Here is a 20616-nt window from a genome sequence, read left to right as displayed (position 1 = left end):
ATCAGAAGTCAGCCACAAAGGGAATCCGGTGCGATTCATGGCGGTCGAAAAGCGCTCTAGACGCCGAGCGCAACAGTGACGGCGCCGTCGCCGCATGGGACGTCCTCCAGAAAAACCGGAAGGCCGAAGAAACTGTCGGCCTCCTCGGGACCAGGGACGCCCTGGAAAACATCGCCATGCTCTACGACGGCGAGAAGGCTGATGCGCAGGTCCTGGACTACAACGACATCATCATCAAAACAGTCGAACTCCTCGAGACAAATACCGGGGTTCGCCGCTACTACCAAACCATGTTCCGCATGGTCCTGATCGACGAGTATCAGGACACAAACGCCACCCAGGAACACCTCATCCGCCTGATGCTCAATCCGCAGGTGAACATCACATGCGTTGGTGACGAGGATCAGAGCGTCTACGGATGGCGCGGCGCCGAGATCAAAAATATCCTGACGTTCCAGGGACGCTACAACGGCGCAAACGTGATCAAGCTCGAGCAGAATTTCCGCTCCACTTCGTCAATCCTGGACGCGGCCAACAAGCTCATCGCCCGCAATGAAGACCGTCTGGGCAAAAAACTCTATACGATGGCAGCAGCGCGAGCACCGATCACGCACTACCGGTTCAGTGATCCCCGCCAGGAAGCTGCATCTATCGTCAACGCCATCGCGGACCTTCACGAGCAAGGCGTGCCTTACAACTCCATTGCCATCCTCGGCCGCTACGCCACCATGTTCGCCACGATACAGCTACCCCTCGCTCAGGCGCGCATTCCCTTCACCATCACTGCGGGGAAGAAGGCCCAGGAAACACAAGACATCCAAAATATTATCGCCTACTTCCGATTTGCAAAAAACCGACGCGACGACTACGCGCTGCAGCGAATCCTCACCGCCAAACCGAGGGGCCTCGGCCCAACGAAAATGAAGAAGGTGTCGGAAGAGGCCCGCACCCGCCATATTCCGATGATCGATGCCATCGCCAGTCTCCTGGCGTCGAGCGAACTGAAAGGAAAGCTCGGCGAAGGCCTCACAAACCTCCTCAACTTTCTCAACGAACTCGCGGACGACTATCAGCTCGAGGTGCCCCCGGCCGAGATTTATGAAAAGGTGGTCGTCGAGCTGGAACTCGACAAAGACCTGGCCAAGGCAACCGAAAAAGCCGGAAACGTCGTCGAAAAGATCGCCCGCAACAAAGCCCATGCCGGCGTCCAGCGCCGGGCAGACCGGATCGCCGAACTTCAGGCAGCAATCACCAGCGCCCCGAACCTCGACGAAATGGTCGACTCCCTGGCGCTAGACCCGGTCGATAACAATGAAATTACCGACGGTGTCTGGATAGGCACGATCCACGCCGCAAAGGGCCTGGAATTTGACCACGTTATCCTCCCCGCGTGGTCTGAAGGTATCTTCCCTTCATCGCGGATTGTGCGCCAACTCGCATCACGGGACCTCCCGGCCGACGAGGAAAGCCGCCTGCGTCGCGACCTTGAAGAAGAGCGACGACTGGCCTACGTCGGCCTCACAAGAGCCAAGAAAACAGCGACCATCACCTCGGTCGAGTCATTCCACGGCGAGTACGACCTCCCGCCTTCACGGTTCCTCGGCGACATCTCACCAGCGCTCACCAAAACCGCTACCTACCGGTAGCGCACACAAAGTAAAAGGCCCCGGACAATAGTCCGGGGCCTTTTTTATTCCAACGCGAGCCGACGCACTCTAACCACCACCCCGACCGACAATGCGCCCAGCGCTGCCGATAATCTGCTTGCCCCCATTGATAACCCCAGCGGCGCCGGCGCCAATCGCTCCGATGCCAGCACGTGTTCCGAAGTAACCAGTCGCCATCGCTGCGCCAACCGCCGGACCACCGCCAGAAATCATCGCAAAGGAACGGACGCCTGCCACCACGCCATTTGTAATCTGCCCCATCCTCGCCCCCGTCAGAGACGCCGCGATATCACCGCCGGCGCGCAGCAAATGGGAAGCCATCATCGCAGCGGCGATCGAGAAGGATGCGAACAACACCAACCCTGAAACCTCACCGCCTTGCGACATCTGGGTGTTCACCCAATTATACACCTGCTCCAGCGTCGGATTGCCCCCGGACTGCCCCATGCCCTGGCCAATTAGCCGCGTGAGAACGAACGTCGACACCGACGCCAGCAGACCCGAGAAGGCCAGCAGGAGAACGCCATACAGCAGGAGGTTAAACCCGTTCACCGCAAGATACCGGGTCCGCCTGAATATCCAGAAAAAGAGGATGATCGGGCTCAACGACAGCGTGACCGCCAACTTGATCAACGCCTCCACAACACTCATTGCAAATGCCGCCAGAGCAAGGATCGAAGCGACAATCAGAAACAGGGATATCACCGACACCACAATACCCGTGCCCCAGTCCGCAGGCGTCGCCTCCGCCTTCTTCTGCGAAAGAAGCGTGGCGCCCGCCACCACAGGCCCATAAGCCGCCATGTGCACCTTGCACGCCAGCTGGGACATGTTGTCGATAGTGGCATTCGCCTGAAAACTTATCGAGGTATCAACCTGGACGAACTGACAGTTCTGTTTTGCATTGCTCACACCGAACGCAGCATTGCCCTGCTCTACACCCATCTCACCAATGGCGGCGCCCAACTGCAGCGATGGGTAAAACGCATAGCCCATCACATACTCGGATGCGAACGATGAGATGGAAATCAGCGCATATACCGCGACGAACCGCGCCATATTCCACCAGATATCCGACCACCTCATAAGACCCGGCCACAAAAAGCCACGCCCGATCATAAACGCGGTGACAATCGCGAAAACGACCGCCATCAAAGGCAGCACAACGCTTGTCAGCTTCTCAAGCACCGCAGGAACCACCTGAACAGCGACCTCACCGGTTTTAACAATCACCGTGCAGGCCCAGCACTTGTTTGCGCTTTCAAGGATCGTGGCTGACAACGTGTCACCCGTCTCCGATTTCGTCGCGTCCTGCTTGGTGCCTTCGCTATCTGTCCCGAGGTTCGTTTTTCCCCGCATTGCGTCGGCCATCTTGCAGATGGTCGTGCCGTTTTTGTCCGCAAACCCGGAACAGCTTCCGCTCCTGAGCATCGTTTGGCAATTGCCAGTTCCAAGCTGGATGCACGCCAGAACCAGCGAACCGTCGACTTTCCGTCCGTCGAACGTCTCCATACCCATCAGCTGACGAACAGGCGCTGAATTAGCCGCCGAATTTGTCAGCTTCGCCCAAACCTCAACCTGCTCGTTGACACCCATGTTAGCGTATTGCTCCGGCGTCAAACCTTGCGCAGCGAGGTTGCTCCGGTTCATCTGGAGAAGGCCCGTACAGCAACTCCCGTTATAAACTCCAAGCTTGCCGCCGGACTCGAACATCGCGAGTTGGCCAATATCGTCCGCGTACTGCTTCAGATTTGAGTTGAGACTGGACCCACGGATGGCCTCCGCCACCGTCGCTGCCGAAGCAGTCCCCGACGATCCAATGATAGACGCGGCCTGCGCCTGTCCCATCCCGACGAATATCAAAAGGCAGCAAAAACATAGCCCAACCGCGCCGTTCCACATCACGCGGACAAATCCATCAAAAGCCCAGCGCATAGCTTTCCTCATATCGGCAAAATTCCAGGCACAGGCTGCTGATTTCTTCCACCACAACGCCTGCCCGGCCCGGACGGAGCCACGCCGAGCACGAAAGATCATTGGAAGCGAGAGGAATGCCCTGTAAAACCGAGACACGATTAGAAATTCCGTTTGATCTCAAATACCATAAAGAAGGCCACCAATGAAACCTCTCCTTCCTGCCGTGTTTCTCGCTGGCGCCATCATCACCGCACCAGCAATTGCCGCCGCCGCCGACTGGCAGCCAATGCAACTGCTGCAAATCGCTACGACCAATCCGCCACCGGAAATCGCTGCAATCTGGAGCGACCAGATCCGCTCGACCAACCGCGCATTCGCGGCCGATGTCAGACCGATCCAATCTGCAACGGGCAACGCCCCAATCCTGATCTACGCCCGAACGTTCGACGTCGACGGGACAAAGGTCATCGCCAGCGTGTTCCACGGCTGGAAAGCCAACTGCCAGGAAGCGGCGAACTCCAAAGGCTCTGACCAGACCTGGGCCGACTGTCCGGCTCGCGTCACGACCATCCGGCCGTCTGGCGAAGTCAAAACAGTGCGCACAACCGCCTGCTTTAACGGCTTTCCCCTGGGCCCCAACACGGGCGCACCCCCCACCGAAAAGACGCTAGCCAGCTTCGATCCCGCAACCAACCGGGTGTCGTTCCGCATCACGAACGACGGACACACCGTCAGAAACTGTGACCGCAGCGCCGTCGCGCCAAAATAACCCCGGCGCGGCCTCAAAAGAAAAGTGGCGGCCGTTGGCCGCCACTCTATTTATCTGCCCTCCGCGCGCCACCCACCCGCTCTGCGAACGGCCGCGAGCACCGTCACCTACAACGAGCGGCGTCCGCAGCCCATCCGGCGACCCCTGCGCCACTCAGCTCACGCATCGTCGCCCCCGTCCGCACGCTCTGATGGTCGGCGGTTTTCAGCGGGCAATTCGCCGTCAGCGACATTCACTGCAACCTCGGTTTTTCCGCTTTCCGACAAGCCTCCGCGCATCTCGCGCAATTCACCGAGCGAGGGCACATGCACGCCGCTATTTTTCACACGCATCCACGTGAACCATGCGAACCCGCCGGCGCCAATCAGCATAAAAAAGAGTATTAATCGTAGCATCAAAACCCCGGTGCTGCGACTGAGCCAGTCAATGACTGCGAAAACGAGGATCGCGCCCAGAAAGTTGAAACCAAGGGTCGCCCTGTCGACCAGTCCCCGCCTGAGCTTCTCGCGCAGACCCACCCTAGCCCCCCACGCCATACAATTGCTTGTTGCCGTTGATGTACATCACCAGGCTCTGTTTCGTCGCAACGACACGCCCCACGTTGTCCATTGACATGAAGAACGAGAGTTCCTCCATCTCCGGAGACGTCCCCCAAACTCGCAAAATCATTTCCAGCAGCATGCTTTGCTGGCAGTTCTTGTCCAAATAAATGCGCTCCACAATCGGGACATCGTCCCATGTCCGAAAAAACAGCCGAATCTCGACTTTCCCTGGGCCTGGGGTGCGAATTTGAATGGGCTGCACCTGAAATTCTCCAAAATGGAATATTTTGCGGAAGCTGCATTGCCCGCGAATGACCTCGCGGCTAAATCCCATTTATCATATCAGTGGAATTTCGTAAGATATAGCCACATTTTCCAGCGCCATTTTTGAACACGGATACAACGTGCCTCCAACAGTCCGCCTAACGCCAGCAGACATAAAGCACTACCTGACCAACGAAGACGTGAGCCCGGATACTCGGGCGCGACTTCTGACCGAGCTATTTTCGGACCACACTGCCCCAACGCTCACCAGCTACCTCGAGAAAAACGGCTTCCGGATCGCGGCTCATGCATCCGGGCTGACAGAACGAATGCTCCGGGCAGCCACCACGCGATTTTCCACACGCACGCTGGAAATCCTCCGGAGTGACCCCTTTGAGATGATAGGCCCTGTCCCAGGCTTCACATTTGATATCGCTTTGGCGTTGTGGCGCCGCCTCTCCCCTGAGCCAATCGGCCAGAGACGGGTCGCGATGGCCGCGGCAAACGAGCGAATGGCCGCCCTGAAGGCCTCCGGCAGCGTCTTTCTTGCCCGCATGGCGCTCACCAACGCGATCCTGGAGCGCATTTTCGCCACAAGGGATGATGTCGAGGCGGCTGTAGACACCCTCATCTCACATGGCATTCTCATATCGGCCACCGCCTCAGGAACCGAAATTCTGGTACGTGCCGACGCGCTGCGCACCGAGCGCCTTGTCGCCTCACTGATCACCAAAAAATACAGACCTTCCGCACCCGTCGACAATTCTTCAATCCTGCAAGCCATGTGCGAAACGGGAATGCGCACTCCCGACAAGAACCAGATAGCCGCAATCCAGTCCGCCTCCTCAAACACCGTGTCCATGATCACTGGCGGACCGGGAACCGGCAAAACCGCAATTCTGGCGGCCATCAATCGCGTCGTGAAACAGATCAGGCCAGGCGCGAGGGTCAAAGTCATCTCGCTCTCTGCCCGGGTTGCTCGGGCTATTGGTGAGAAAACCGGCATTGAAGCGGATACCGCACATGCCACCCTTGGCGTTTTGCCGGACGGGGGCGGATATGTGCACGGCCCCAACAACCCGCTCCCCCTCGACCTCCTCATCGTCGAAGAGGCCTTCATGATCGGAAACCAGCTCCTGGCCGACCTCCTCCTAGCGGTCCCCTCCACATGCTCAATCATTTTCGTCGGCGATCCGGAGCAGCTGCCACCTGTCATGGAGGGCATCCCCCTCCAGGCCATTCTGCGCACCCGTGCAATTCCCGTGGTCCAATTGCAAACCAATCACCGCAGGACCGCCAGAGATATCCCAGCCGCTGCGACGCGCGTCATGCAGGGCCGCCCACTCGCTGACTCTCCAAATATCCGCATACTTCGCACATCCTCCCACGACGACGCACTCGATCGGATCCGGCAAGAGTTCGTTGCTGCCAAATCGGCCTGCCATACCGTCCAGATCCTGACCGCCATCCACGACGGCCATCTGGGCACCCACGCGATCAACAGGGCAATCGCCGGCCACTCCCACCACTCCGTGGGCGACCTCGTAATGCAAACAGTCAACGACCGGAGCGCCGAATTTTGGAGCGGAGAGCTCGCGACCATCCGCAGGATCGGGCCCAACGGAATTACACTCGCGAGGGACGACGGCCGGGAGATCAAGCGATCTCCCGCCCAGATACGTGATCTGTTACACGCCTCGGCAACTACCTACCAACAATCCCAAGGCATTGAGTGCGATATCGTCATTCTCGTCGTATCAAGGACCCATGCCAGAATGCTCGGTCGGAATCTCATTAACGTTGGCCTGACCCGCGCGAAGAAGCGGTGCATCATCCTGGATCACCAAAATGGCCTCACCACCAGTCTGGCGAAACACCACACCGAAAGCCGCACCACGCTACTGCCACGTCTCCTCATTGGCGAGAACATCGGAGGTAAGGCATGACACCCCAGCTGCTCTCACCACTGGCCGCAGGCATTGCCTTCACATGCGCCTCTTTATCCCCATCAGCGGCAGCGCAGCCCGCCTGCCTCTTCTGGGCCTCGGTTGCTGAACAGCACTATCAGATGCCAAGGGGCCTCATGTCGGCCCTCGTTACTCTGGAGTCCAAGGCCAATCCCAACGCCCTGAACGTCGACGGGAAGGCCCTCTATTTTTCCTCCGCTGTCGAAGCGGCTGCAGCCATCAAGGAACTTACCCCGAGGTCATTCGAAGTGGATGTTGGCTGCGGGCAGCTAACCGTCCGCTGGCACGGCCCTCGTTTTACCTCCATTGGCGCCATGCTCGATCCTCGAACCAATCTTTCATATGCGTCCTGGCACCTCAGCGAGCTTCGTGAAAAATACGGATCGTGGTCCGCCGCCGTCGCGAGATACCACTCATTCCAGCCAGACCGCGGCCGTCGCTATGCCTGCAGGATACGACAAATTATGCACGCAAATGGCGGCAACACCTCTGCCCTTGAAAACACCTGCTCCTGAGGCAGGTGCCCACTTTCCCGCATTTTCACTGACGCGCCGATCGCCGGTGTGAGATAATATGGCGTAAACCACCCAGGAGTTTCCTGATGCCCACCATCGGAGAACAAACGCGCGAAGCCGCCGACCGCTCGCAAGCCAACCGCGCCTTCGACCACGAGCGGCAATCCGACAACGCGCCCCAGATGAGCGCTGACAAGGCGGCTGAGGCCACCGCCGACCCGAAACGCCGGGCTTCAACCATCGTCGCTGAAGCGGCTGACAAAACAATGCATATGGGAGTGCTCCAACGGAACCTCTCCGCTCGCCCCATGCACGACCTGGCTCACGAAGTGGCTGGATCACTCAATCCGGGGATTGAAGGCGGTGAAAGCGATCTCACAGAGAAAGACACCCTGAAAACCACAACCAAAGCCGGGAAGATGGCGCTTAGCATGCCGCTTGGCGCAATCGCGTTGGCCGCCCAGCATGACCACGCGACGCGTCAGGAGCAGGAACATCGTGCCCGTATCGAGGCCGACAAGCCTCCAGTCGACCATGCGCCCAGCTACATTGATCGCATCAAAACCGCTTACGACGAAGGCGTCGCCTCCACATCAAACCTGGCGACCCCGACTGCCCAAACACCGGCCGCCAACCCTGCGCCCCAGCGCCGGCATCGCAACTCCGGCATGGGGATCGAATGATGTCGGATCATTCCAATGCAGACCTCACCGAACTTCTCGATATCGGCAGGTCATCCAGCAGTCGCATACTTAGCTCCGTGAGGTCCGTCCGGGGCGCTTCAGGCGCCGTCGCAACAGGCCTTTCCGCCGCCGCAGAGATTAGCGCCACAGGTCGATTATCCCGCCAGACCCTGCTTTCAACCAGCAGCAGCGCCGCCATAATGGTCGGCGCCAGGCTGGTTCCAGGTGTTGGCTGGGCCATGATGGCATATACAGCCGCCGACATCGGATCTCGCGCATTTCTCGGAAAGCCATTTGGCGAAACGATGGTCGGAAAGCCCATCGATTGGGCAGTTGGACAAGCCGGCCGCGCCAGCCTCGCCGCCGCCTCCGGACTAACCGACATCGTCGGCTGGAAATTAGGTTCTGACTTCCTCAATAACGTCGTGAAGCCTTGGGCTTTCCCCGGCGATGAGCGAGACCCACAACGCGCCACAGACGCCGGCGCCGGAGCTCGAAGCGCGATAGCGGATGCACGCGAAACAGGTCTCCTGCCCAAGGACCCGTCAATACCGCTCCTGATCAGGGGCCCAACTTCGACCATGACTGCGCACGACACCCTTGAGCATCCACCCCGTGCAGCAGGCTTCGTCCCACCCGGCAACCTTCAACACATTTCCGTCGCCAGAGACGGCCCGGGCGCTGCCCTCACGTCAATCGATCCAACGCCCCTGGCAATCGAGAACCTGCGCCAAACCGTCCTCCTGCAAGACGCACAGTCGATCGCCAACGACGGCGTCGACCTATCGTCACCACAGGTGTCGAGGGAAACCGCAAAGCCAACCAGAACCGCTGATATCCTGTCTGCGGCGAGGGCCGGAATGGCTGAAAACCCCGGATCAGCCGCGAATTTCCCAATTCGATCCCAAACCCGGACTCGGGGCGCCGAACTTGATGATTAGGCGATCGAAAACAAGCCCGGCCTGGGCGTCGAGAATCCCCGCAGACCGATGGAACCCGGCCTACGGATACATCCACAACAGCTCCCTCACCCTGCCAACACCTGTCGCAGATCGCCTGAACATAGCTCTCCTCCAGTGTCGTGACCGGTGGGCCTGCGCAGCGATGGCATCCGCGCCCACCGGCCCAGTCTTTTACGCATTCTCCCTGCTTTCCTTCATTCGCCTCTGGAACGAAGGCGAGCACGGCATCTCCCTGTCGGCGGCTGGCAACGAGATCCATCTGGGGCACGATCTGGTCCAGCCACTACTGTACCGGCACCCCGCGATAATCCCGATGGAGATTTCCTATAACCACCAGCGCGACAAGTTCGAACGCGCCATGATTTATTCCATTACTGATTTCAATGAGTTACAAGAAAATTCAAAACCGGTTCCATAACCCCATAAATGAAAGGGCCGATCCACAGCTTCCTCGCGACAAAACGAGCAAGCAAGGACACCCGCGACAGCCTTATCGACCATTTCAAGGGCTGTGACACACCAGTTTCCCGCCTGACGCCGACCATTGATGTTGCCTTAACAGGATCCCAGTACGCGAGCCGCCAAAATGCTTATTCAAAACGTTCCACCGCCGCCCCCCACGAACATCCCGCACAATGCTCTTGCGGGGCCTGTGCTCCCACAAATCCCGATCTTCGAGTGGAACGGACTGGCCATTCTCGGCGAGGCCCCTGGCCGCCAGGAAGCCATTAGCGGCGTTCCATTCTCCGGCCCCGCCGGAGAACTTCTTGACACCCTCCTCTCGCGCGTTGACATCGAACGGCATGAAACGCTCGTTCTAAACCCCTTCCTCTATCAACCAGTGTGGACCCCCCTGGACAACGGGACCCGCAGGAACAACGACATCTCGAATTTTTTCACAAAGGACGCCGCCGAAGGAAACACCAAAATCCACGACGGCGCCTTGTTCCGCTCCGCCTACGCGAAAAATTCGAATGCACATGACCTCCGCTACTGCTGGACCGTGCTCAACCACGTCAAGCCACGAGCCATCCTGGCGCTCGGCGCCACAGCGCTCTGGTTCCTCACGGGCCACGACAAGATTTCCGAGCATCGAGGCAATGTCCTGAAGACGCCCATGCTCGATGATGCGCCAGTGATCCCAAGCTATCACCCCGCGTATGCACTATATCGGAACGCCGATCAGGAAATTCTCAACACGATCATCGCTGACATTGCGCTGGTGAAGCCGTTCCTCGCGCAATAAAAAATAGGGCAACGGCCACATGACCAGCTTCGAAATCCAGGAAACCCTGTTTCCCACTCCTCAGGGCAATGTCAAAGGAACGCTCATTGCCCTCGTGACTCTATCCAGCGGAAAAACCCGACGGGTCGGCCATGCCTACCTCTACTTACCACACCGCCCAGACGAGAAACTCTCCATCGACATACCCAAGGCCGTTCCCTCAAAGGACCTGGCCGTTGTCATCACAGCCCTCACGGCCTTCTCAGAGCGGTACTCGTCCCACTCAAAGATAAGTTGAAACCCCTGCCGCGCCTCGCCTGAAAGAGGCGCTAACAAATACCCCATAAATCCGCCCAGCCCTCTCAATACGCGCACATGAGGAAACAGCGGAAGTGGGTGGCAATGCCCCGCAACCCTACACTCACCGCCCAATTGCCGACATCGCGGCCCAGCCAACCAACGTGCGGAGCAGAAATTGGACATACACAAGCAGGCCCTCTCCGACGTCGCACTGGACACCGCGCTCGTCGCCCTCATGGCGCTCTTCGCCGCTCTTGGCGTCCCAGGCCCCGGGATTGCCCTCTTTTTCATAATGGCAGCGCTCACCACCGTGAGAGCTTCAGGCCACCGTGATCTATATGACCAACCCTTGGCTCGCATCGGCTTCAAGGCGGCAGCTATCAATAGCAGCGTCGCGGGTGTCGCCTGGCGAAACTACATATTGCTTCGCTGGGTGCAACAATCTGCCAAACCAACGAACGCGGTCAAAGGCATCCGTTGGGCCTGGAACGGCTACGGCCGCCTTATCGGCGACCTCTCCTATTGGGCCATGCCCTTCATCCTGGCTTTTGGCTTCACACGGCTACACGGCGCGTACGCACTCTGTCTGACCCTTGTTGGCGTCCATATCCTTGGCGTTTTCGCCCAGTTCGCCCAAATCCGTGCGTGGGCGCGAAACAATCCGGACGCGGACGTACCGCGTATGCAGCCTCCCGCCAATTCGAACTCCCGCCAGCGATAGCCCGCCACCTTTCTGAAAAAATTAAGCCCGGCCATTGCTGGCCGGGCTAAATCCCTGCGTCACGACCTAACGGCCCTTTATTTCAACGTATCTCCCCCAATAAGAGGGGCCCCAACAAGACCATCACACCCGCCGGCGCTGGATGAACACAGCCCCTGGTCTTTGTCACCGGCGGTCCCGAGGGTGTCTGCGAGGAGCGGATTCGACAAATCCAGCTTCGGCCCTTCGCTCAGGTTCGATTCCTTCAACGTCACCTTCGCTTTCCCCGTATATTCTCCGCCCAAGGTATCCAGCCCGCGCAAATCAACATCTGCGTCCGCCGCCAAAGCGCCGGCGCCAGCGAACAGGCTTGCAATAAGGCACACTATCAGTTTCCGCATTTCACCCTCCAACCTCAAAGCCCGCGGGCCGGGCCCGCGCCGCACCAGCAGCGCCCAAAACATCGGCGCCGCTCACCGACGCGACCTGCTTCTTTCCCTCATCCCTGATCAGATCCAATCGAACGCCGCCCTGGACTGACTGCCCCACATCCAGATTCAAATCCGCCGTCTTGGCCTCAACGCCCGTGTGCTCACTGCGATCGCCCCCCACCACAGGACCAACAACCTCCGGCCTCGCGCCGACGTCGGCCATCGACGCGAAGTTCTCACGCGTCTCGGGATGCATTTTTGCAAAAACGATCGCCGGACGACCCTCTGCCGCTATGGCGACATGATCCTTCAGGACGCCTCTCGACTCTTCATCCATCTCGAACTGACCATCGCGCACCCGGATTCCCTGAGAACGGATAATCGCTGCGTCCCGTGGTTCATGAGTGACCGGGTCACGCTCAATCATCATCATGGAACCATTGCGAGCCTGATAATCCACCACCCTGTCGCCATAGGCGACGCGCGTGGTCACAGACTCGTTGCCCGGGGTCATATCGATAGAAATCGCCTTCCCCGTCTCCACGCCGGCGCCGTTTGCCAGTGCAACCACCGGTGACCGACCCGCTTCTCCAACAGCAGCCTGCATATCGCGCATTGCATGTGCGGCCGCATCATTTGCCTGGAAATTCCCCTTCTCGTCGAACTTCCCGAGGTCACCCGAAGCCCCGCTGCGCCGCGCGAAAACCGCGACTCCGTCATCATCGCGCTCCATCGTTACCCGGTCACCAGAAGCACCGCCCGTGAAGGCAACCCCTCCTTTTGCGGTTTCAATGCCCACCGAACGCTCCCCCGTCTCCAGGTTCACGGATTTCACGACTGCGCTTTCCCCAACCGTCGCGCCCGCGGACCGCGCGAACTCAGAGAAGTCCCGGCCGCCATCCCGACCCAATAAACGGTCGCCGAACGACGTGGGCGTAGACACAGGCGCATCCCCGATCTGGCCAAACACCTGAGACTGCCGCACGAGGCTGGAGGCCGCTGCCTGTTCTGAAAGCGAGCTGGCCCTGACCAGATCGGCCGATCCCGTGCCAACTTCCGCTCCAGTAAACCGTGCCGCCCCCGATCTGAACGCCGGATCGGCGCTCCAGGCGTCAGCGCCGGGGTCCAAGACAGACCCCCGCATACGGCCATTCTTCTCGAACTGCTCGCCGCCAACAAACCTGTACTCCCGGGCCGTCGCCGGCGCGGACGAGAGCACTCCCCCACCGTCCCCGATAATAAGAGACGCGCCCTTCGGCAGCTCCGCCGGAAGCCCGTTCTTCCGGGAAAATTCCCCATAGTTCTTTTTAAATTCTGCGAGCGCGCTTTCATCATTCACCGCGCCCTCGAGATGAAAGTCATGGGACTTGCCCATATCACCCGGGAGCGAAACGCGAACCACCTGCCCGGACATCGCTCCACGCAAACCGGGAGCATCACCTGGCGCAAGCCCTTCCCGCTTACTGGCAGACAAACCCTTATGAGCGTCGACATCGAGCGCAACGCTCAAGTCCGAACGCCCGCCAACAGCGGCGCTCAACTTGCCCCCTGCTGCAAGACCCTCACGGCCCGAAGCCGTTCCAAGAGCCTTTTCCAGCGACGCCTTATCCATATTCGCAGGACCAAGCGCTGCATCCTTCTGCGCTTGCGTACGCAGGTCATATGTGGTCCGGCCTCCGCCCAGCATAAACCCGCCATACTCACGCAGCGCGGAGTAACCGGCGTAGGCGAGTGCAGCATACGTCCCAATTCGCATGGTGTTGCCGGAGACCATGCCGGACAACATACGTCCAAGCATACCTCGCCCACCACCAGCACCAGCCAACTCGCCCGCGACATCCATGGCGCCTTCGGCACGACCCGCACCGGCTCCAGATGCACCGCCGGAACCCGAGCCACGCCCGCCAGCTCCAGCCTCCTGCTGATGCCCCCTTGCCGGGGACGCCTTCTGCGGCCTTCGTGCCATGAAAATTCTCCATAAATTTGAGCTGAAATTATAGGGCGCTAATTCCAATTATCCAACTGCCAGGGCTTCAAACACACAACAGCGCCAGGCTATAATAGGGATCACAAAGCGAGAATTTTTCGGGGTACAACATGCAGCCTGATCAACAGCTGCGGCCATTTAGCGCCGAAGGCGAAGCCATCCAGCGCCGCGTCACAGCAGAAATCGTTGATGCCGCACTGAAAGGAGAAGACATTCTTTTTGTCGGCCCCACCGGGTGCGGCAAGACGAAAATTTTCACAGACGCGCTCGTCACGCTCGCCGCGAAAAGCCCTGACTTCAACGCCCTGGTGCTGCAGCGACGCCGCCACCTCGCTCAACAAAACGAGGCACGGGCTCATCTTTATGGCGTGTCCCCCGACAATACCCACGTCGTGATGGATGGCGAAATCCACCCAGACGCCGCGAGCCGACCCTTCATCTACGCTTTGCCTCAAACTCTCGCCGGCCGTACCGCCGAAATTGGCCCCCGTCGCTACGTTGTACTTGATGAGGCTCACCATGCCGGCGACGACGACGGCACCGAACTGAACTCAGTCATCCAGGACCTTGAGGCGGCAAACCCGAACGTCGCCTTCCTCGGGGCGACTGCGAGTCCCTACCCACCCAAAGGGCAAAAGTTCTGTGCTCGCCTCGAAAATGCCCGCCGCATCACCATCACCTATCACGAAGCAATTGAGGCCGGGATGATCACCGGCATCAGAACAGAAACCCCTGACTACCGCCTCAAAGACGGCAGCTACATACACCAGGCAATTGAAGCCAAGATCGACGATCGCAGGGTTGCTGACACCAGAGCCGGCATCACCACGATGATAGGCCGCCTTCGCCCTCCAGACTTCCCCGACATGGTCGCTCGAGACATCGTGCGTAACGGCGAACAGACAATGCCCACATTGTGTTTTGCCGACACGATCGCTGAGGCGGAAAAGCTGCAGCACGCCTTCCTCGAACAGGGCATCAAAGCTGCCGTAATCCATTCCCGCATGCCGGAGAGCGCCGTTGTAGCCAACGTGAAAGCCTACCTTCGCGGCGACATCACACATCTCGCCTCTGTCGACATGATCGGCGAGGGGTTCGACGCTCCACATACAACCCGCATCATCCAGACAAAGGCTCTCACGACCCTGGACGAAGAAATTCAGGCGAGAGGCCGGGCCCAACGAATTTTCGGATCCAGCCACGATCGCGTCTACCGCGACTATGGCGCCTCAACCGCCATTCATGGCACCATGGAGGAATACGTAAAAGCACAGCAGTACGTGCTGCGCGGTGGGCCAAATGACGCCTGGACGAAAATGCAGAAGGACCCTTTCGTCCAGGGCATCTGTCTTGGAAAAGACGTCCTGTATGCGGTCGCTACCCTCGATCAAAACAGTCGACCTGGCTACAGCGTTATGCGGTCGTATACAGACACCAAAACCGAGACACGGCGGCTTGACCACATTCCCGACCCCGGCACCGGGGCGAAGATCATGTCGAGAAAGCAACTCGACACTTTCACCAGAAAGGCGATCATTGCCAACGAAACAGACTACATCCGCCTCCGCAGCCGCCGGCAGAAAATCACACTGCCGGGCGGTGAAACCAGGACGGTTCCGGTCAAGAACATCATACTGAGCCAGATCTGGAAGGCCCAGAAAGACGCGGCTCTAATGATGGCCCGAGGCTCGCCCGTATCCGACCGGCAGTTCGTTGAAGCGATCGTAGCGGCGCGAGAAAACCCGCAGAAAACCCGCATCCCCCAGACAGCAGTCGCCGCGGCTGCCAAGACGCGTCGCCAAAGCCAAGGATTTGGGCTCGGAAGTTAAATGCAAAAAAAGCGCCCTGTTCCACTGCGCGCTTTTCGAGCAAATTCCCACCACCGCTACGGGGCGTTCGACAAAAATCCATACAAAAACAAAAATTCCGTTCAAACCAACGCACACAGCGCCAAGCCCTGTGAGAACCCCAAAAAAATCAAGGAACTTTAAATGGCCTTTACGCAGCGTCCGAACACCGCCAATGCGTTTACCCCCCGCGAACCGGGCGACTATGAGTTCGAAGGCGACGGTGACATCGACGGCCAACCCTACCGCGTGAAAATCAAGCGCCCCTACAAGGGCAGGTCCCAGAGCGGCAGGCATTATGCCTCCCGCCAGGTCGTATTTGTCGACAAGAACACCCAGAGAGCCTGGGAGATCAAGGGTCTCGTGTTCGACAAGCGCATCGACCCTGATACCGGCGACACAAGGCCTGCGATCAATGACCGCGCTCCTGCATGGACCGGCGACATCAGCGGGGACATGGGGCTTCCGGATCCGGTCAAGAAGGACATCAGCATCTGGGAGAGACTGGACAAAAACCAGAACGTCTATTTTTCTTGCGCGATCCGGGACCCCCGCCCGCGTCCAGTCACCACAGACAACGCAGCCGCGCCACAGTCGGATTACGCCGACAACCCTTTCGGCTAACCTCCCGTAAATCTTGCGCACAAGGGGCCCGAGCGGCCCCTTTTTAACGCCTGGGGGCGACCGTGTATCATTACGCTCTGGACACCGAGACCACGGGTCTCCACCACACCGATGGTGACCGCATCATCGAGATTGCCGTCGTCGAGATCTGCGATCACAAACTCACCGGCCGCAGCTTTCACACCCTGATCAACCCCCAGGGCCGCGAAATTAAGTACGGCAGCTACAACGTTCACAAAATTTCCGCTGAAATGCTCGCTGACGCCCCAACGTTCGGGGAAATCTATCCAGACCTGGTGGAATTTTTCTCCCCTGGCCAGCTTGTCATTCACAACAAGGCCTTCGACCTGGGATTTCTCGCCGCCGAGGCGAAGCTTTGCGGCGTCTCTTTCCCGTTCGACGCGATCGACACCATCGATCTTGCCCGCCAGAAGTGGCCTGGCACGCAGGTTGGTCTCGACGCTCTCTGCAGACGCCTGAATATCCCACGTGACGCCGCGTCCCTCACTCAACTCTGCGCGGATATCCGCCTCGACCGCGCTGTCGAAATCCACAACCGGTCGGAACGCCACAGCGCGATCATCGACACCCTGCTCCTCGCCCAAGTCTATATCGCCATGGTTCAGACGCGCGAGCTTGACCTGTCGAGCGCACACGCCAACGCAGCGCGCCCGTGGCCTTTCCGCGACCAGCACCTCACTGCCGCCCCTCTCATCCTGGACTGACCATGCTCTTCGCTTGCGAGACCCACTACAGCCGCCAGCGCCGGTCGACCATCGACCCAAAGGCGCTCGTAAAAATGGCCAAGGATGCTGGCTACAGCAGTGTTGGCATAGCTGACCGTATGAGCCTCGCAGCCGCCTATGATTTCAGCCAGGCAGCCGAGAAGGCCGGTATCAAACCGCTGATCGGCGTACGCCTTCCATTTACCTCCGGACTGTTCAAAGGCTTCATTACCCTCAGCGCCCTGAACCCTGAGGGCTGGGCCAACCTCATTGCCCTCAACAACCGGTGCCACATCGAAAAGCAATCGGCGCCATTGACCATCGAGGACCTTATCAGTGCGAACAAAGGCGTATTCGCCACGACTGGCGGCCTGGACGGCCCGATCGACGCCGCCATCGTCGAAGGACGCATCGAACTCGCAGACGAAATTGTCCAGGACCTGGCCTTCGCCTTTGGCAACCGTTTTGCCATCGCATTCGAACGCCATGATTCAATGGACCAACGTGACGTCGCTCGCGAGTGTGTCCTGAACGATCTGGCAACCAGACACGGCCTCCCTGGAATCGCGATGTCGCCCGTCCGGCACCGGAGCGAACACGATCGCACCGCGCTCGACGTTCTCACCTACAATGCGACCCCCAACATGTGCCTGATCGGCGACCCCGCCTTTCCGTCTCCCCCGTTCGGTTCGGAATTCAAAACCCCTGAGCGCCTCAACGATCTCTTCGCGGACTCTCCGCAGCTTCTCCGCAACGGCGCCGTCCTCGCCGAGAGCGCAAAGTGGTCAGTCCCCGGGGCAAAACCCCACCTCCCACGCGCCAAGAATGTCGAAGACGAAGACGGGACCGTCATCGCCACGGCCAATGCCGGGCTGCAGCACAGGCTCCGCGACGTAGACATCTCCGAACACCACGCCTACCACGAACGCCTGTCGTATGAGCTTGGACACATAACCAACCTTAAATTCTCAGGCTACTTCCTCATCGTGGCCGACTTCTGCCGCTGGTGCCGGAGCGAAGGCATCCCCGTCGGCCCCGGCCGCGGCTCCGGCGCCGGATCGCTTGTTGCCTGGACTCTGGGAATAACGGATATCGACCCCATTCGCTGGGGCCTTCTTTTCGAGCGCTTTATCAATCCCGAACGCGTCTCCCTCCCCGACTTCGATATCGACTTCTGCGAGCGACGGCGCGGTGAAGTGCTCGACTATGTTCGCGAGTTCTATGGCGCCGACTACGTCGCACAGATTGCTGCATACACAACCATGCAACCCAAGGGCGCATTCAAGGCAGCCGCGCGAGCCATCGGTATCCCGCCAGCTATCGCGGACAGCCTCAGCAAGAAGTTTCCCGAAAAGATTGAGTCTTTCCAGAGCGTCCTGGATACCCCAGCCATCAAGGACGCTGTCCTGAACGATCTTGAGCTCCGTGACGCACTCGACATCGCCAGCACCCTCGTTGGTGTCCTGGACTCACAGTCCGAGCACGCCGCCGGCGTCGTCATTTCGGACGAGTCCCTATACAAAACGACACCCCTCATGGGCGAGAATACCCGCATCACCCAATATTCGATGAAGCCCGTGGAGAACACCGGGCTCGTCAAGTTCGACTTCCTTGGCCTTAAGAGCCTCAGCGTAATCACCCGCGCGTGGGACCTCGCCCAACAACACTATGGCTTCAACCCAACCCTAAACCGGGACCACATCCCGTTCGAGGACCCCGCCGTCTTCCGGATGATCAACCAGGGACGCACCCTGCGCCTTTTCCAGATCGAGAACCGCGGCATGACCCGCGCCTTGCTGGAAATTGGCCCCACACAGTTCGAAGACCTCATTGCGATCGTCGCGCTCTATCGCCCCGGCCCAATGGACCAGATCCCCTTGTACGCCGCGCGCAAGGCTGGTCGGGCTTCCGTCGAATACCCCCACCCCAAGCTCGAGCCCGTTCTTGCCGAAACCTATGGTATCTTCGTCTACCAGGAACAGATCATTTCCGCAGCTCAGGTTCTGGCCGGCTACACACTGGGCCAAGCCGACGTCCTCCGCCGTGCGATCGGAAAAAAGATCGCTGCCGAACTGAAGGCCGGACGAGAAGGGTTCGTCTCAGGGTGTGAAGCCCATTCCGGCATCCCCCGGGCCGACGGTGAAAAACTGTTCGACACCATCGAGAAATTCGCCGACTACGGCTTCAACAAAAGCCACGCAGCCGCCTATGCCCTCATCTGCTGGGTCACCGCCTGCCTCAAATGTCACTATCCCCTCGCATTTGCATGCGCAAACCTCGATTTCGACGCCCGGGACACCGCCAAGGTCGAGGAAATGATCCGCGAATGCGAACGCATGCAAATCCCGATTCTCCAGCCCGACATCAACGCATCCCGCTCGTATTTTACAATCGACAATGACAAAATCAGATATGGCCTGCGCGCCCTTACCGGGATCAGCGAAGCCACAGCCGACATGATCGATACCATACGCGGGAACAATCCTTTCCGAGGCGCGTCAGACGCCGCCCTACGCCTGCTCGCCGGCGGCATCACGAAGGGCCAGCTTACCACCCTCATCAATGCCGGGGCCTTCGACAGCCTCCTGGACAGGACGACGAACGAGACCCGCGCTCATCTGGTGATAGCCACCTCGGCCATGAGAACGGGCAAGCAGACGGGCGGCCCAAGCTTATTCGAGGAATTGGCCGCAGAGACAGAAATCGACGCACAGCGCCGTCAGCGCGCCACGTCCCGAAAGAACGCCCCCCATGACGTTTCCGCCGAGATCGAGGCGGAAATTGCAGCGATCGGTTTTCGCCTCGCACGGCACCCGGCCGCGCAACACCAACTGCTCGGTTTTCTCGTCAACGCAACCAGCGTGGCACAGATCAAATCGCCCCAATCTTCGACCAGCCTCAACACTATCGGACTGGTTGAAGCCATCTATGAAGCCGGTCCGAAACGTCCCGAAGGCATTGGCCCCCAAGGCGTCGAAATGATTGTGAGTGACCAAACCGGCCGAACACGCGTCTTCGCACCAACCCCGAACAACATACCACCCGAGGGGGCGATCGCGGTCCTGACTGTCCAGGCGCATCGCTCTGTCCGTATTCTCCAGTCATGGTCCACACCTCGCGACGCGACGAAAGCAATCCCCCCAGCACTGATCCTGGAGACCCGCGCAGACATCGACACAGATGCGGCACAGCGCCTGGAAGCAAACATAAAGGCGGCTATCAGGTCCCACGGCCGTGGAGGCAATCACCGCCTCATCACGCACCGAAACAGCGTTGACGGAACGTTGGCGCAAACAGCAACCCTCATCAACCGCGTGAACCCTACCCCTGAACTCATGGCGGCTCTCCAGCACATCCCGGAGATCACCCGCTGCTATACCACCGACGCATCCTGAGCACGTGGCTATTCGGAGGTCGGCGTTGCAACCACGCTGACCTCCCGCTCCATATAGGACCCCACCCACCACTCCCGCACCGAATTGCCAGAACCC

At 59.3% G+C, this 20616-nt stretch carries 19 protein-coding genes; 14 read left to right on the top strand and 5 right to left on the bottom strand.

From position 1 onward, the window contains the following. On the top strand, positions 1–1646 hold a 1646-nt coding region (locus IE243_RS18525; protein ID WP_210319904.1), incomplete at its 5' end, for an ATP-dependent helicase. 69 nt (positions 1647–1715) lie between these two features. Here the strand turns inward: IE243_RS18525 and IE243_RS18520 are convergent. Continuing rightward, complete coding sequence (locus IE243_RS18520; protein ID WP_191320870.1) at positions 1716–3602, bottom strand: hypothetical protein; 1887 nt, start codon at positions 3600–3602, stop codon at positions 1716–1718. Between the two features lie 184 nt (positions 3603–3786). On the opposite strand from IE243_RS18520, the gene IE243_RS18515 reads away from it, so the two are divergent. Then, entirely contained in the window at positions 3787–4353 is a 567-nt protein-coding gene (locus tag IE243_RS18515) for a hypothetical protein (protein WP_191320869.1), read from the top strand. Between the two features lie 158 nt (positions 4354–4511). Here the strand turns inward: IE243_RS18515 and IE243_RS18510 are convergent, their stop codons facing one another. Both IE243_RS18510 and IE243_RS18505 read right to left on the bottom strand, forming a co-directional pair. Continuing rightward, positions 4512–4871 carry a hypothetical protein gene (locus IE243_RS18510; protein ID WP_191320868.1) on the bottom strand — a complete coding sequence of 120 codons (360 nt, stop codon included), beginning with the start codon at positions 4869–4871 and terminating at the stop codon, positions 4512–4514. A 1-nt stretch (position 4872) separates the two neighbouring features. Continuing rightward, entirely contained in the window at positions 4873–5229 is a 357-nt protein-coding gene (locus IE243_RS18505; RefSeq protein ID WP_191320867.1) for a hypothetical protein, read from the bottom strand. A 70-nt stretch (positions 5230–5299) separates the two neighbouring features. Here IE243_RS18505 and IE243_RS18500 point away from each other — a divergent pair, with 70 nt between their 5' ends. The 8 genes from IE243_RS18500 (at position 5300) to IE243_RS18465 (ending at position 11532) form a co-directional block, all read left to right on the top strand. Beyond that, complete coding sequence (locus IE243_RS18500) at positions 5300–7105, top strand: AAA family ATPase (protein WP_191320866.1); 1806 nt, start codon at positions 5300–5302, stop codon at positions 7103–7105. Next, positions 7102–7641: a transglycosylase SLT domain-containing protein gene (locus tag IE243_RS18495; protein ID WP_191320865.1), complete on the top strand. Its 540-nt coding sequence runs from the start codon at positions 7102–7104 to the stop codon at positions 7639–7641. The genes IE243_RS18500 and IE243_RS18495 overlap by 4 nt, the downstream gene beginning before the upstream one ends. 86 nt (positions 7642–7727) lie before the next feature. Beyond that, positions 7728–8324, top strand: coding sequence for a hypothetical protein (locus IE243_RS18490; RefSeq protein WP_191320864.1), 597 nt, complete (start codon positions 7728–7730; stop codon positions 8322–8324). Further along, entirely contained in the window at positions 8321–9265 is a 945-nt protein-coding gene (locus IE243_RS18485) for a hypothetical protein (RefSeq protein WP_191320863.1), read from the top strand. Before IE243_RS18490 ends, IE243_RS18485 begins: the two co-directional genes overlap by 4 nt. Positions 9266–9428: 163 nt before the next feature. Then, a complete protein-coding gene (locus IE243_RS18480) occupies positions 9429–9704 on the top strand; it encodes a hypothetical protein (RefSeq protein ID WP_191320862.1) in 276 nt (91 codons plus the stop codon). A gap of 168 nt (positions 9705–9872) precedes the next feature. Next, positions 9873–10532: a uracil-DNA glycosylase family protein gene (locus IE243_RS18475; protein WP_191320861.1), complete on the top strand. Its 660-nt coding sequence runs from the start codon at positions 9873–9875 to the stop codon at positions 10530–10532. Between the two features lie 19 nt (positions 10533–10551). Further along, entirely contained in the window at positions 10552–10809 is a 258-nt protein-coding gene (locus IE243_RS18470) for a hypothetical protein (protein ID WP_191320860.1), read from the top strand. Positions 10810–10986: 177 nt separating this feature from the next. Next, on the top strand, positions 10987–11532 hold the full coding sequence (locus tag IE243_RS18465; protein ID WP_191320859.1) for a hypothetical protein: 546 nt from the start codon (positions 10987–10989) through the stop codon (positions 11530–11532). Positions 11533–11609: 77 nt separating this feature from the next. Here IE243_RS18465 and IE243_RS18460 read toward each other — a convergent pair whose 3' ends face one another. After that, positions 11610–11912, bottom strand: coding sequence for a hypothetical protein (locus tag IE243_RS18460; protein ID WP_191320858.1), 303 nt, complete (start codon positions 11910–11912; stop codon positions 11610–11612). A gap of 1 nt (position 11913) precedes the next feature. Continuing rightward, positions 11914–13785, bottom strand: coding sequence for a hypothetical protein (locus IE243_RS18455; RefSeq protein WP_191320857.1), 1872 nt, complete (start codon positions 13783–13785; stop codon positions 11914–11916). A 254-nt stretch (positions 13786–14039) separates the two neighbouring features. Here IE243_RS18455 and IE243_RS18450 point away from each other — a divergent pair, with 254 nt between their 5' ends. The 4 genes from IE243_RS18450 to IE243_RS18435 all read left to right on the top strand — a co-directional run bounded on the left by IE243_RS18450 (position 14040) and on the right by IE243_RS18435 (position 20520). Continuing rightward, complete coding sequence (locus tag IE243_RS18450) at positions 14040–15758, top strand: DEAD/DEAH box helicase (protein ID WP_191320856.1); 1719 nt, start codon at positions 14040–14042, stop codon at positions 15756–15758. A 162-nt stretch (positions 15759–15920) separates the two neighbouring features. Next, positions 15921–16400 carry a hypothetical protein gene (locus IE243_RS18445; protein ID WP_191320855.1) on the top strand — a complete coding sequence of 160 codons (480 nt, stop codon included), beginning with the start codon at positions 15921–15923 and terminating at the stop codon, positions 16398–16400. Between the two features lie 62 nt (positions 16401–16462). Next, positions 16463–17125 carry an exonuclease domain-containing protein gene (locus IE243_RS18440; protein WP_191320854.1) on the top strand — a complete coding sequence of 221 codons (663 nt, stop codon included), beginning with the start codon at positions 16463–16465 and terminating at the stop codon, positions 17123–17125. Positions 17126–17127: 2 nt separating this feature from the next. Continuing rightward, positions 17128–20520, top strand: coding sequence for a DNA polymerase III subunit alpha (locus IE243_RS18435; RefSeq protein ID WP_191320853.1), 3393 nt, complete (start codon positions 17128–17130; stop codon positions 20518–20520). The last annotated feature ends 96 nt before the right edge of the window (positions 20521–20616 follow it).

Source organism: Camelimonas fluminis (genome assembly GCF_014656355.1).
GTDB classification, from domain to species: Bacteria; Pseudomonadota; Alphaproteobacteria; order Rhizobiales; family Beijerinckiaceae; genus Camelimonas; species Camelimonas fluminis.
Note: the sequence above shows the minus strand (reverse complement) of the source record. Positions and strands in the feature narration are given on the sequence as shown.

Bases quoted from the DNA above. Each gene is read 5' to 3' on its own strand.
- IE243_RS18520 (WP_191320870.1), bottom strand. From the start codon at position 3,602: ATGCGCTGGGCTTTTGATGGATTTGTCCGCGTGATGTGGAACGGCGCG.
- IE243_RS18515 (WP_191320869.1), top strand. From the start codon at position 3,787: ATGAAACCTCTCCTTCCTGCCGTGTTTCTCGCTGGCGCCATCATCACC.
- IE243_RS18505 (WP_191320867.1), bottom strand. From the start codon at position 5,229: ATGGGATTTAGCCGCGAGGTCATTCGCGGGCAATGCAGCTTCCGCAAA.
- IE243_RS18495 (WP_191320865.1), top strand. From the start codon at position 7,102: ATGACACCCCAGCTGCTCTCACCACTGGCCGCAGGCATTGCCTTCACA.
- IE243_RS18490 (WP_191320864.1), top strand. From the start codon at position 7,728: ATGCCCACCATCGGAGAACAAACGCGCGAAGCCGCCGACCGCTCGCAA.
- IE243_RS18485 (WP_191320863.1), top strand. From the start codon at position 8,321: ATGATGTCGGATCATTCCAATGCAGACCTCACCGAACTTCTCGATATC.
- IE243_RS18480 (WP_191320862.1), top strand. From the start codon at position 9,429: ATGGCATCCGCGCCCACCGGCCCAGTCTTTTACGCATTCTCCCTGCTT.
- IE243_RS18475 (WP_191320861.1), top strand. From the start codon at position 9,873: ATGCTTATTCAAAACGTTCCACCGCCGCCCCCCACGAACATCCCGCAC.
- IE243_RS18470 (WP_191320860.1), top strand. From the start codon at position 10,552: ATGACCAGCTTCGAAATCCAGGAAACCCTGTTTCCCACTCCTCAGGGC.
- IE243_RS18460 (WP_191320858.1), bottom strand. From the start codon at position 11,912: ATGCGGAAACTGATAGTGTGCCTTATTGCAAGCCTGTTCGCTGGCGCC.
- IE243_RS18455 (WP_191320857.1), bottom strand. From the start codon at position 13,785: ATGGATGTCGCGGGCGAGTTGGCTGGTGCTGGTGGTGGGCGAGGTATG.
- IE243_RS18450 (WP_191320856.1), top strand. From the start codon at position 14,040: ATGCAGCCTGATCAACAGCTGCGGCCATTTAGCGCCGAAGGCGAAGCC.
- IE243_RS18445 (WP_191320855.1), top strand. From the start codon at position 15,921: ATGGCCTTTACGCAGCGTCCGAACACCGCCAATGCGTTTACCCCCCGC.
- IE243_RS18435 (WP_191320853.1), top strand. From the start codon at position 17,128: ATGCTCTTCGCTTGCGAGACCCACTACAGCCGCCAGCGCCGGTCGACC.